General features: G+C 52.4%; 13 protein-coding genes. 9 read left to right on the plus strand and 4 right to left on the minus strand.

What is annotated here, in order from left to right; genetic code table 11:
* Nucleotides 1-54: 54 nt before the first annotated feature.
* The 5 genes from DMG62_03600 (at nt 55) to DMG62_03620 (ending at nt 7,786) form a co-directional block, all read left to right on the plus strand.
* Nucleotides 55-1,413, plus strand: coding sequence for a TolC family protein (locus tag DMG62_03600; GenBank protein ID PYY24385.1), 1,359 nt, complete (start codon nt 55-57; stop codon nt 1,411-1,413).
* Between the two features lie 2 nt (nt 1,414-1,415).
* Nucleotides 1,416-2,708 (plus strand): efflux RND transporter periplasmic adaptor subunit, encoded by a 1,293-nt coding sequence (locus DMG62_03605; protein ID PYY24386.1) that lies wholly within the window; start codon nt 1,416-1,418, stop codon nt 2,706-2,708.
* Between the two features lie 30 nt (nt 2,709-2,738).
* Nucleotides 2,739-5,900 (plus strand): AcrB/AcrD/AcrF family protein, encoded by a 3,162-nt coding sequence (locus DMG62_03610; protein ID PYY24416.1) that lies wholly within the window; start codon nt 2,739-2,741, stop codon nt 5,898-5,900.
* Between the two features lie 321 nt (nt 5,901-6,221).
* On the plus strand, nt 6,222-7,235 hold the full coding sequence (locus tag DMG62_03615) for a hypothetical protein (protein PYY24387.1): 1,014 nt from the start codon (nt 6,222-6,224) through the stop codon (nt 7,233-7,235).
* Nucleotides 7,236-7,249: 14 nt separating this feature from the next.
* The gene (locus DMG62_03620; protein ID PYY24417.1) at nt 7,250-7,786 is read left to right on the plus strand and encodes a hypothetical protein; all 537 of its coding nucleotides are present in this window, start codon (nt 7,250-7,252) and stop codon (nt 7,784-7,786) included.
* Nucleotides 7,787-7,875: 89 nt separating this feature from the next.
* On the opposite strand, the gene DMG62_03625 is transcribed toward DMG62_03620, so the two are convergent.
* Genes DMG62_03625 through DMG62_03635 form a run of 3 tightly spaced genes read right to left on the minus strand, consistent with a single transcriptional unit; the run spans nt 7,876 to nt 9,470 of the window.
* Complete coding sequence (locus DMG62_03625; protein ID PYY24388.1) at nt 7,876-8,691, minus strand: hypothetical protein; 816 nt, start codon at nt 8,689-8,691, stop codon at nt 7,876-7,878.
* Nucleotides 8,692-8,699: 8 nt separating this feature from the next.
* A complete protein-coding gene (locus tag DMG62_03630) occupies nt 8,700-8,939 on the minus strand; it encodes a hypothetical protein (GenBank protein ID PYY24389.1) in 240 nt (79 codons plus the stop codon).
* A 51-nt stretch (nt 8,940-8,990) separates the two neighbouring features.
* A complete protein-coding gene (locus tag DMG62_03635) occupies nt 8,991-9,470 on the minus strand; it encodes a hypothetical protein (protein PYY24390.1) in 480 nt (159 codons plus the stop codon).
* Nucleotides 9,471-9,628: 158 nt separating this feature from the next.
* On the opposite strand from DMG62_03635, the gene DMG62_03640 reads away from it, so the two are divergent.
* The 4 genes from DMG62_03640 (at nt 9,629) to DMG62_03655 (ending at nt 11,940) form a co-directional block, all read left to right on the plus strand.
* Nucleotides 9,629-10,072 carry a hypothetical protein gene (locus tag DMG62_03640; GenBank protein ID PYY24391.1) on the plus strand — a complete coding sequence of 148 codons (444 nt, stop codon included), beginning with the start codon at nt 9,629-9,631 and terminating at the stop codon, nt 10,070-10,072.
* Between the two features lie 209 nt (nt 10,073-10,281).
* A complete protein-coding gene (locus DMG62_03645; GenBank protein PYY24392.1) occupies nt 10,282-10,602 on the plus strand; it encodes a hypothetical protein in 321 nt (106 codons plus the stop codon).
* A 13-nt stretch (nt 10,603-10,615) separates the two neighbouring features.
* Nucleotides 10,616-11,077 carry a hypothetical protein gene (locus DMG62_03650; GenBank protein ID PYY24393.1) on the plus strand — a complete coding sequence of 154 codons (462 nt, stop codon included), beginning with the start codon at nt 10,616-10,618 and terminating at the stop codon, nt 11,075-11,077.
* Between the two features lie 233 nt (nt 11,078-11,310).
* Nucleotides 11,311-11,940, plus strand: a complete 630-nt coding sequence (locus DMG62_03655; protein ID PYY24394.1) for a hypothetical protein — start codon at nt 11,311-11,313, stop codon at nt 11,938-11,940.
* A 39-nt stretch (nt 11,941-11,979) separates the two neighbouring features.
* Here DMG62_03655 and DMG62_03660 read toward each other — a convergent pair whose 3' ends face one another.
* Nucleotides 11,980-12,816 carry a hypothetical protein gene (locus DMG62_03660; protein PYY24395.1) on the minus strand — a complete coding sequence of 279 codons (837 nt, stop codon included), beginning with the start codon at nt 12,814-12,816 and terminating at the stop codon, nt 11,980-11,982.
* Nucleotides 12,817-12,838: the final 22 nt, after the last annotated feature.

A 12,838-nucleotide genomic window follows, 5' to 3' on the forward strand; every position in this document is an offset into this window, starting at 1 on the left:
AGCTGGACATTACTTTGATTTGAGTAGAAACACTCGGCAAACACTGGTGCGAACATGGGCTGTGCATTAAGGATTTTCCAGGCAATCTGTCTGACTACGGCGTTCTGCGGTCCCGCTATGGGCCAGCAGACTGGGACTCCAAATGCGCAGCCGCAGGCTTCCGCGCCTGATTCTCAAGCGCCTGTTGTGCTTACGCTGCGTGATGCCCTGGAGCGGGCTCGTAATCTTGATCCCACCTACCGCACCGCATTAACCGCCGCGGGCATAGCGCAAGAGGATCACGTCCAAGCACGGGCAGCGTTGCTGCCGAGTGTTGCAGAAAATACCGAGTACTTGTACACACAGGGCGGCACTGGTACCTCGACGCCCCGTTATATCGCAAACAACGCAGTCCACGAGTATGTATCCCAAGGGAACATCCACCAAGTAATTAGCGGGGCACAGTTTGCTGATTTCAATCGAACCTCTGCTGCTGCGGCAGCGGCGCGGGCGAATGCTGAAATCGCCTCAAGAGGTCTAGTTGCGACCGTCGTGACGGCGTACTACGCGGAGGTAGTTGCCCGGCGCAAATACGCGAATGCGCAGCTGGCAGCCGATGAAACCAAGCGCTTCTTCGAACTTACTCAGAAGCTTGAGCAGGGTGGAGAAGTCGCCCATTCGGATGTTATCAAGGCGCAATTGACAGCCAACGACGCACAACGTGCTCAACGCGAAGCCGAGCTCGCAATGGGGCGGACGCATCTTGAATTGGCAGTGCTCGTTTTTCAAAGCTTCAACCAAAACTTCTCCACGGTCGATGACCTTCGGCTGGCGCCGCCGCTGCCTCCGATGCAAGAACTCGAGCAACAGGCAAAAGTCAAGAACCCACAGCTGTATGCCGCGATGCAGAGCTTCCGTGCAGCGGGGTACGAAGTGCTCGCATCAAAGGCGGCTTACCTGCCGTCGCTCAGCCTGGATTACTTCTATGGCATCGATGCGAATCGATTCGCCACTTACAGCAATACACCCGAGGGCCGAATTCGCAATCTGGGGTACTCCGCGATCGCTACTCTGAACATTCCAATTTGGAACTGGGGTGCGATACACAGCAAGGTAAGGCAAAGTGAATTGCGCCGCGAGCAGGTGCAGATCGAGCTGTCCGCAGCACAGCGCAAGTTAATTGCTGGCCTAAGAACGTTGTACGCCGAGGCGGATGCTGCGCGAATTCAACTCGACGTATTGCAGCAATCAGCTGATCTTGCAGCTCAGAGCGTCCAACTCACATTGCTGCGATACCAAGGAGGGGAAGCGACGGCGCTGGAAGTGGTAGATGCTCAAAACGCGCTCGTCACTGCCCGTAACAACTTCGACGACGGCCAATCCCGGTATCGAGTGGCGATTGCCAATCTCCAAACTCTCACAGGTGTGTTTTAGCCATGGTAAATACACGAATCTTCAAATATGCACCTTACAGTCTTGCTCTCGCGAGCGTGGTCTGGCTGTGCGGCTGCACAAGAGAGTCAGCTCAGCCTGAACCAGAGGTTGCCGTCCAGGTAGCACCAGCAAAGCAAGGGACAATCTCCCAGATTGTGACCACAGATGCAGTGCTGTTTCCGGTCAATCAAGCGACGATCGTTCCAAAAATTACTGCGCCTGTGATGAAGGCTTATGTGGTGCGGGGCAGCAAGGTTAGGGAAGGACAGCTATTAGTTGCTTTGGAAAACAGAGATCTTGCGGCGGCTGTCCAAGAGAATCGCGGCAATCTTGAGCAGGCGCAAGCAGCAAGAGAGATAGCGACCAACAACTCGCTACCCGAAGAACTGCAGAAAGCGGAATTTGACGCTCAGGCGGCAAAAGAGAATCTGGACGCACAACAAAAAATCTATGAAAGCCGCAAGAGTCTGTTCGCTCAAGGGGCCATACCGCGTAAGGACTTTGATGCCGCCAACGTTGCCTTCGTTCAGGTAAAAGCGCAATACGAACAGGCGCAAAAGCATTGGAATGGACTGAAGGCCATTGGTCACCAACAAGCACTCAAGTCAGCCAATGCACAGCTCGCCAGCGCTGAAGGCAAGTACAAAGGCGCTGAAGCTCAACTTCAGTATTCCGAGATTCGCAGCCCGATCGACGGCGTGGTCACAGATGGGCCCTGGTATCCGGGAATGGTACCGCAGGCGGGCGCTCCTCTGGTCACTGTGATGGATCTTTCCCAGATGATCGCTAAAGGTCACATTCCGCATAGTCAGGCAGCACTCCTAAAGAAAGGAGACAAGGCAACTCTGAGAGTGTCGGGCATCGATGATGCCATCACCGGTAAGGTAACACTCGTGAGTCCCGCTTTGGATCCTGGCAGCACGACAGTTGAAGTGTGGGTACAGGCACCCAATTCCAATGGCCTCCTTAAGCCAGGAGCGTCAGCGATGCTCACAATCACTGCCAAGACGGTCCGCAACGCCCTCATCGTTCCGGCGCAGTCAATACTCACAGATGAAGAAGGAAAAAAGTCTGTCATGGTCGTTGCTGAAGATCGAACGGCCGTGAAACGGGAGGTCGAGACCGGTATTCAGACGTCAGACTCAGTCCAGATAGTCAGCGGCCTCAAGCTCGGAGAGCGAGTAGTAGAAACCGGTGTTTACGGTCTCCCCGATAAAACTAAGGTAAAGATTGAAGCAGCTCCCCCAGTCGACGAAGAACAGCAACACAAGGATATGGAAGAAAAAGGGAGCTGAGGTGTGAATACGTTCAACAAGGTCACATCCATTGAGGATGCCAGGCAACTTGCTCCAGTTGCGGCACCTGAGTTCTGGTTTTCGCGTCTCTCTAAACCCCTTATCTTCATCATTATTGCCCTCTCCATTATCGCCATCTATCTGGCATTCACAATTCCCGTTGCTGTATTTCCCGAGGTGAATTTTCCACGCATCATCATCGGCATCGATAACGGAGTAATGCCGATCGATCAAATGATGGTTACGATTACGCGGCCTGTTGAAGATGCAGTGAATAGTGTTCCTGGGCTGCAGCGCGTCAATTCCATTACCAGCCGCGGTTCTGCTGAGATCGATTTGTTCTTCAACTGGAACGTGGACATGGTACAGACGTTGCAACTGGTGAACTCTGCGGTTGCTCAGGTACAAACAGCGCTTCCCAACACCGCAAAGTTCGACACGCACCGCCTTACTTTCGCAAGCTTTCCTATTTTGGGATACAGCCTCACTTCAGATAGCGTGCCTCAGACTCAGCTGTGGGAACTTGCGACGTATAGCCTCAAGCCGCAACTCAATCGACTCGATGGTGTGGCCACCGTGCTAGTGCAAGGTGGAGATGAACCGGAGTACCTCATCACTCCTCAACCTTCGAAGTTGCTGACCGCCGGAATTACCGTTAGTGACATTCTCAATGCTGTCGCCAAGACCAACACTGTCGATTCTCCAGGATTGATTCAGGACAATCACCAGCTCGTGCTGGGGTTAGTCAATGGTCAGGTGCGCAACCCCGAACAGCTTGGTCAAATCGTGGTTAAGGTCAGTAACAGCGGTATCCCGATCCACATTACGGACGTAGCTGCGGTCAGCCGAGGCACCAAACCGAAATACACCATCGTGACGGCGAATGGGAAGCCGGCTGTGCTGCTATCCATTAATCGTCAGCCAGACAGCAACACAGTAAGAGTGGCTGATCAGATCCACGCGAAAATTGACGAACTCAGAAAGACCTTGCCCCCGGGCATCCATCTTGAGCCTTACTATGACCAATCGGGTTTAATCAGAGATTCGATCAACAGTGTGCGTGATGCCATTCTGATCGGATTGGTCCTGGCTTCGATCGTCATCGTGCTGTTTCTGCGTGATTGGGGCAGCTCCGCAGTGGCAGGCATGGTGATCCCGATCACCATCTTGATCACTTTTATTGTCCTGAAAGTGATGGGAGAGAGCTTCAATCTGATGACGCTCGGAGGTCTAGCTGCCGCCGTCGGTCTAGTCATCGACGATGCCATTGTGGTCATCGAAAACATTGTTCTCCACCGCGACTTAGGTCAGGGAAGATTGCAGGCGATCTACAGCGCGTTACGCGAAGTCACAGCTCCACTGATCGGATCCACCGTTACTCCAGTTGTTGTCTTTTTGCCACTCATCGCCATTCACGGCGTATACGGCACTTTCTTTCGAGCACTTGCAGTCACGATGGGCGTAGCACTTTTTACTTCGCTTGCATTGGCGCTGACGTGGACCCCAAATCTCAGCCAGTACTTTGTACGGCGCAAGTCGGAGCACGAACTGGATGAGGTTGCCGCTGCCGATTGGACCCAGCGCGAGCGCTTGGAACATCTGATCGAAGCCGAGGAAGCCTCGTACGGCAAGCGATTCCACGCAGTAGTCGATTTTTATGAGCGATGGCTGCGACGCGCGCTCGAGCGTCCGCTGCTGCTGGCCGGCTTGAGTGTTGTACTGATCATCGTGGCCTACTTCTGTTACCGCGGGCTGGGTTCCGACCTGCTGCCATCAATGGACGAAGGGGGCTTTATCGTCGATTACATCATGCCCCCCGGCAGTTCACTCGCGGAAACGAATCGTGTGATCAGCCACGTTGAGCAGATCATCCGCTCCGAACCTGATGTGGAGAGCACGTCACGGCGCACGGGACTGCAACTCGGATTGGCGGCAGTTACTGAGGCCAATACCGGCGACATTGCCGTGAAGCTCAAACCAAAGCACGAACACTCATCGGAAGAGGTGATTGCCGATTTGCGTGTGAAGATAAAGCAACAGGAGCCGGAGTTAGATACTGAGTTTCCACAACTGCTCCAGGACATGATTGGGGATCTTACGAGCGCCCCCGAGCCGGTCGTGATTAAGCTCTTCTCCGAGGATGGCAATTTACTGGTAAAGACTGGTCCGCGGGTAGCGGATGCTATTTCTAAGATTGAAGGCGTGGTGGACGTTCAGAACGGGGTCGAGAACACTACGAGTGGGCCCGCTGTGAACTATCAGATTGATCCGCCCACGGTCGCGCGCGCGGGCTTCACTCCCGACGAGGTGGCGATCGACGCGGCAGCGATTCTCGAGGGAGAACCAGCCACTGCCCCTGTAGTAACGAACGATCGTGCATACACCGTGCGAGTGCGCTTTCCCGAAGGGAATCGCGCGAGCATTGAAGCGATGAACAATACTCTTTTGACGAGTTCAGCTGGCAGAACGGCCAGCCTTGGCTCGCTGGCGACAGTTACGCAAATCCCTGGACAGACCGAAATCCGTCGTGAAAACCTGCAGCGGGATCTTCAAGTCACGGCGAGATTAGAAGGAGTAGATCTTGGCACTGGCGTTGCGAAGGTAAAAGATGCAATTGCCAAACTGAATTTGCCCTCGTCGATTCGTGTGGAATACGGCGGGCTTTATGCGGAGCAACAGCAAACGTTCCGCGATTTTGTTTTCGTCTTCATCATGGCCTTTGCATTTGTGTTTGCTGTGTTGCTATTCGAATTTCGTAGCTTCTCGGCCCCGACCGCCATTCTCTCGTCTGCTCTTCTTTCTACGGCAGGCGTATTTCTCGCTCTCCTCGTAACGGGTACTACTTTCAGCGTCTCTGCGTTCATGGGACTCATCATGGTAATCGGCATTGTGGCCAAGAACGGAATTCTGCTGCTCGATGCCGAGCACGAGTTCCGCCGAGCTGGATTCACGCCAGAAGAGGCCATGATGCGGGCTGGCCGGCGTAGGCTCCGTCCGATCGCGATGACCGCCATCGCTGCGGTTGCTGGAATGCTTCCTCTCGCTTTTGCAATTGGCTCAGGATCGGAGATGCTCCAGCCCTTAGCCATCGCCGTGATTGGCGGCATCCTAATCTCGATGGTGCTCTCGCTGCTGGTGACACCGGCTGTGTATTTTTACTTGAACCACGCCGCGCCTTTGGGAAAGTTGTGATTGACCCGCGTACAGAGGGTTTCCGCGCTGTCAAACGACTGATTTAGAGAGTTAACGCATATTAATTTCACATTTAGCATTCCCACATTGTGTTCACGTTATACTCCTTCGAAATGACGGGACAGGCGCGGGATTTGAGACTGAGCAACCACTCAACCGAGTACTCGAATCCCTCACTCGTCACTGATTGTTATCTGCTCCTGGTTTGGGTTTTGGACTTTATTCTTGTTCCCAGGTGATGAGCACAATGGCCCTAGGACTTGCGGCACAGCACGAGGGAACCGACAAATTTGAACGCTTGTTAGAACGGGGAGTTTTTCAATGAAAAGATCCGTGGTCCCTGTGATCAACCTCATCGTTCTGCTTCTTTCTATCGCTGCATTCTCTCAAGAACAGCCGCTCAAACTTGTGAAATCGATTCCTCTGCCTAACGTCGAGGGACGCATCGATCACATGGGTTTTGACCCGAAAGGACATAGGCTGTTCATTGCCGCACTAGTCAACAATACATTGGAAGTAGTTGACGTCAATCAAGACAAGAAGCTGCAGAGTATGCCCGGGTTCAGTAAGCCACAAGGTGTTTACTATGTACCTAAGCTGAAGAAAGTCTTCGTGGCGAATGGAAACGATGGTACGTGCAAGGTTTTAGGAGGTAATCCGCTTGCGATTCGAACTTCCGTACCATTGTCCTTAGGTGCGGATCAGATGGACTTCGATCCCGAGGCCGGTAGAATTTATGTAGGACACGGCGGTAAAGACGCCGGTAAAGAATACGGCGAAATAGCGGTGATTGACGCCGCAACAGACAAGCATGTTGGAGATATTAGAACAGCAGTTCATCCCGGTGGGTTCGCCTTGGAAAAGGGCCGAGGCAGAATGTTTGTGACGCTCCCAGAGAGCAATGAGACGGTGGTCGTGGACCGCAAGACTCAGGAAGTTACTGCGTCTTGGCCTTTGCCGTCGGATACGCAGCAACCAGTTGCGCTGGCGCTCGATGAGGCAAATCATCGGCTGATGGTGGGCACACGAAAACCGCCACGCGTCGTGGTTTATGACACGGATACGGGCAGAACCGTCGCTGAAACGGAAACCGTTGGAGTCCTCGACGGACTTTACTTCAGTGCTAAACACAAGCAGGTCTATGCATCGGGGGGCGAGGGTTTCTTAGTCGTCTATCGTCAAAACGACCCTGATCATTACGAGCAGACCGCCCGTATTCCAACGTCCTATCTAGCTCGTACGTCTCTCTACGTGCCGGAGCTTGATCGCCTGTACGTCGCATTGCCAAAGAATGATAAAAACGGTGCTGAGATCCGCGTTTATCAGCCGCAGTGACTAATCAGCAACCCATGCGATCTTCTCGCGTTCCAGCGTTCCTATTCGGCCTCATCGTCGGGTTAATTGTTGTTCCAATATCCACATATTGTTATTTTCGTTTTGGATTGGCACCCGTGGCTACTGGCGCAGCTGCAATGCCCTTCGAGAAGACCTTTGCCCGCATGGGGCTTCATGCGCGGATGGATAGAGAATATCCGCGCAATGCTCCCGTTCAGGTCAACGACGGGAACAACTTAGCCGGTGCGTACATTTATCGCGAACATTGCGCTGTCTGTCATGGTGCAGAAGGTCAACAGCCAACGTCGGTGGCAAAGGGTATGTATCCCAGACCACCACAGTTGTTCGATCCAAAGCATATGGTCAGTGACGACCCCCCAGGCGAGACCTACTGGAAGGTGGAAAATGGAATTCGGTTGACTGGCATGCCATCATTCCGCGAGTCGTTGTCGTCGACGCAAATGTGGCAGGTGAGCGTTATGCTTGCGAATGCCGACAAACTTTCAGCCCCGGTGAATGCGGTACTGAGTCAACCTCTTCCAAGAGAATAAACTGCTGTCCTGATTGGCTCTGGGAGCTGCTGGGGATTTTGTTTGTGACTTGCCTTTTCCGAATCAGGACTTCGGAGCAGAAGCATTCGCTATCGCTCTTTTGAAGCGGTCAATTCTTCAGCAGTAGTCGTTTGCTTTTCCGTCCGCACGCTGAGTTTGCGATCTCCTAATGCCTTCCAATTGGCATCGGATTGCAATTGCGCTTTAACCTTGTCCACTTCTTTCTCGCGTTGACCGAAAGCTTCGACATCACGGTATTCCAGCACAAACACTGCTTGCCATTCGCGACCTGTCTGAAATCGGTTAACGAAGATTCTGTAACTCACTAGTATGTTGTCACGAATCCAAGCGTCGAACTGTGGAATCACATACCCGCTGACGTATGTTGCATACTGCTCTAGGCTGCTAGCAGGGTAGTAAACGTAGGGAATAATCAAGAAAACCGTAGCACCGGGAGTGCTCGTACTATGCTGAGAACGACTTTGCCACAGCAAATCCATGGCGTAGGTTATTGCGCGGCTGCACAAAGCAACTCCTTCGCGCCTTAGTCCTCCTGGGGCGGTGTGCTCAACCTGCCGCCATTTATCGACCGCAGCGTATTGGTTGAAACTCAGAATGGACAGCATGTCCCAAGTATCGCTGTCCACAAACCAGCTAAAAAGGATGTAGTAATCACCGACGACTCCGGTCCTTTTCCAGTCCTGGAAGGCGGGTACTCCCTGATTGATCATATAGTCGTGAAATGCGGAGCGACTTGCTGCCGGGCAGTGATAAGTGATCAGCAGGTGCTTTGGTCCGGTGTCACGCTCACCCATTGCAGCGGAATTTTGTCCCTTCGTCGGAGTCGTGATAAGTGCGAGGACACCAATGACGATTGTAATGTTCTCGAGTACAGTTCGGTACATGGCGCCCCTCATCGCTGCGAATAAGCGAGTGCCCGTGCAATGTAGTCTTGGTGGCCACTAGGAATGACAACAGCGTCGAGAGCTTCGTTTATGAGACGATTCTCCTCCACTGAACGCTTTGCCGTGTTTGTGGCGAATGTGGCGTTCAATTTGTCCAGTGCTTCTGCACTTGGAGTCACGTAAATCAGATAAACCCAGTTCGGTCCTGCATGATGGATTTCCTCTCCCACGAGTTCATACTCAGTCACTAATCCTTCAGCGAGGTATTGCTCAAAATTTGGTTTCTGGTTCCTATCCCACTACTCTCTCCAATTCTGTCGCTTCCCCGGTTGAATTTGAGTTGTATTCACAAACAAATAGCCGCCTGTGCCTTGGCCCGATTTTGCACGACGCAGTTGAGCTCGATAGAGGACGTCGTGGTGTCGAGAATTAGCCGGCACAGGCAACGGAGGAAGACGGCTCAATTCATCAAGTACCTTTTCCACACCTTGTACCGAAGGTGTCTCGAACCAGAGCCCATGAGTGGCAGCACCATCTTGGATGAGCATGCTGCGATAAAGTCCCCAACTCAACAGGGTTCCGTTTTTTACCTGCATTTCCATGAAGGGCCGAATGTCGTGCTCAGCAGATGTCTCGAACTCATTCCAATGATCTCGTGGCACCTCCCACTCTGACACGTAACGCAATGGACGCGGTTGTGCCTCGCTTTGACACAGAGCGCGGGAACCACAGAATAGGACTGCAAATGTGACAAGAAGCGGAAGTGGATTTGCTCTCATTCTCCTTCAGGCTCGTGTCTCGTCTTTACCCGTTGGCGTTCGCATCATAGCGACCTCCGTCCGCGCTAAGACATGAAATCGACATTAAATATTTTAAATGCGCCGCCCAGGATCGCTTTTCGTCATAGACTCTCGACTGCTTTACCGAAGGAGACGATATGAAGCGTTCGATTCTGAGTTTTGTTGCGGGCTGCATCCTGGCCGCGGGAGCTTCCGTTCAAGAGAAGCCTAGTGAGCCGATTAAGTACCCCACTTCAGAACAGGACGCGACAGTCGCTGCAGCCAAGAACTATAAGGTGGAACTCGAGAATGACCTAGTTCGTGTAGTTCGTGTGACCTATGATCCTCACGAGAAATCGCCGTTCCACGAGCATCAGGGAAATGCCGTGGTAATCGTTGTTCTTAAGGGGGGCGGAAGGATGCATCAGGTGAATGCTGATGGAACCACTCTTGAGGGCAAAACCGAACAGGCAGGAGCTGTCAGGTTTGTCCCCGCACGAAGCCCATTTAGGCATGCCAGTGAGAATGTAACTGACTATCCGCTCGAGACGATTCGAGTCGAGTTGAAAACGCCTCCTTGCGGTACGAAGTCGCAGCCGTAATGGTGAGATTCCTCCAATCAGCGGGAGCTAATCCGTCGTCCGATTCGAGTTCCATGGCACATCCAGTGTTCTTAAACAAAAGTTAATCCTTGGTTCAGTTGGAAGTGCGAGGGCAACGCGTATAATCCGCGCCGCGCCTCGGAATGAGTCTGCTGACTGCGCTCCACGCTCATTGGCGAAGCTAGACTGCCTCGCAGGAGAGGATCTATATGAACACACGGACGATGCACATCGCATCGCGGTTGGGTCTGTTGATCATCCTGATTTGCGCATCATCATTGCATGCTCAGGTTTCGGGGGGAACCATTTTTGGAACTGTTACGGATCCGTCGCAAGCTGCAGTTGTGCATGCGAGTGTGGAAATTCGCAATGCGAATACCAATCTGGTACATCACGTGGATACTAATGGATCGGGATTCTACAGCGTTCCCAACCTGGTACCTGGACCATATGAGTTGAGGGTGACGTCCGCTGGATTCGCGGTGTCACTGCACAAAGGGCTGTCACTGACCGTGGGGGGGAGCCCTTGAGGTTAACGTCCAACTGCGTATCGGTTCCGACGTTCAAACGGTAGAGATTCGTGGTGAGCCAGCTGCTATTGACACAACAACTGCGACGCTCAGCGGAGTTGTCAATGAGAACACAGTTCACGAATTGCCGTTGAACGCGCGCGACTGGACGGCCTTAGCAACCTTAGAACCAGGCGTGGTGACAATCCGAACGCAACCTGCGTTGACCATCACTAACAATCGACCCATAAGAGGATTAGGTACTCAGCTTACGGTTGGCGGGAATCGGCCTACGCAAAACAATTACCGCGTAGATGGCGTGAGTATCAACGATTACTCCAATGGGGCTCCGGGCAGTGTTTTGGGCGTCGACCTGGGCGTCGATGCCATTCAGGAATTCTCTGTTATCACAAGCAACGCCGAAGCTGATTATGGCAAAAGCTCCGGTGGAATCATCAATGCGGTGACGAAGTTCGCATTGAAGTTATTGTGGTAGGAACGAAATAGCTGAGATTCAACTGCCGGCCAAGTCCGGAAAATAGTGTAGGAGGATATTTCAAAATGCTTCTGCGAGTCCGCTGCTTTGCAATGGTGGTTCTGTCGTGCGTACTAGTGTCATTAGCCCATGCTCAAGAGACTGCTGATACCGCGGAGCGAAACTCCGGTCCTCGGAATCTGGTCATTACATATCGATGCACTCCACCAAAGCGACCCTTGCTACGGAGCTACATGCTAAAACAAGGTGTCCAACGGTTCGAGAAATGGAAGCAAGACGGCGTCCTGGCGGATTACCGCATTCTGTTCAATCGCTACAACGACGCTGAAACGTATGACATGATGGCGATCCTGAATTTCAGCAAATACTCCGATGTCGAAAGGTGGGCTGCAATTGAAGCCGAATTTCCTGGTGGTCTGACAGAGGAAGGGCTTGCGTTCATTACCCCGCTGAATACCTATTCCATGGACGTGATTTGGCACGGATCTTCTTCATCGGTTTCACCTCGAGGCCACACGGTGTTTTTCCTTATTCCTTACGATTACTACCCGCACACGATCGAGGAATACATTAAATACACGAATGGATATGTCATTCCGCAGATCAAGGGTTGGGTGTCAAAGGGGGTGATCGCGAACTACGGTATCTATGTGAATCGATATCCGACTTCTCGGCCATGGAAGGTCCTTTTTGTCCTGGAATATAAGGATGCGGACTCCTTTGGTGCTCGTGAGCGCACAATGGCGGAAGTGCGTGCGGCATTGAAGTCGAATCCCGACTGGAAAGCACTCAGCGATACCAAATTGAACATGCGAGTTGAGAAGGAGACTGTGGTCGCAGACGAACTGCTTCTGCAGAAATGAACCGACTGCTTGTGGATTTAGTCTAGTAGAACCATGCATTCATGGTTCACCTCCAGGTCGATAACTCAAATCAGGACGAAAGCGGAGAAGCTCGCTGTACACATGAACAAATGTTTTTCGTACATTTGTCATAATGGAATCGCCTGCATCCTTGCCATAGACGTTTTCCATTACATCGTCCAGCGAAGTCCCTACAGGTCGAAAATCCGAGTAGGTCGTGCGATCTGTCGCTAATACGTACTGCGGGCCTTGGCCGCCATTCGTCATGAAATACCAACGGGAGTGACCACCTGCACTATTCGGAGACAGGAATGACTCACTCCCAAAATTTGTCTGCTTCAGCGCAGCATTCATCTTCCTGATAGATTGCGAGAATTCTCTCGCACCTTCTGGTCGAACATCAAAGATGTTCAACTGCTCAAATTTAGGCGGAGTGCCTGGTTCGGTCGAAAGACTAAGGTCTGTTCTCAGCACGTAAAACGTGCAAGACGATGATCTCAGAGCCGGTCCTACGCTCTGCTTAAAATTCAAATTTGCGGCAGCACTGAACGTGTCATGCGCATCAAAATCTTCCCATTTGTGCCCGAAACTACCGACGATATATTTGCCCGTATCTCTTCCCGTAAGGACTTCCCATGTGAGCCAGGTCCAACTTTCGTGGTTCGCTTTGAGCCATGCGACGTGCTTGGCCATCCCTTCTTCAAACTCACTCCTCCTGCTGCTTTCAGATACGTCAAGGAAGACCTGAGCCACAGCCACATCAGTCGCATTCGTGGCTTGCGCTTGTGCGCTACAGGTTGGGTGTTGCAAGCAGAACGCTATCGCGAATAGCAACGCAATGGTCTTACTCGCCGCGATGTCCTTATTCGTCACCACGATCTAGTTCTCCTGGCCACCA

This window comes from Acidobacteriota bacterium, assembly GCA_003225175.1.
Lineage (GTDB): Bacteria > Acidobacteriota > Terriglobia > Terriglobales > Acidobacteriaceae > Gp1-AA112.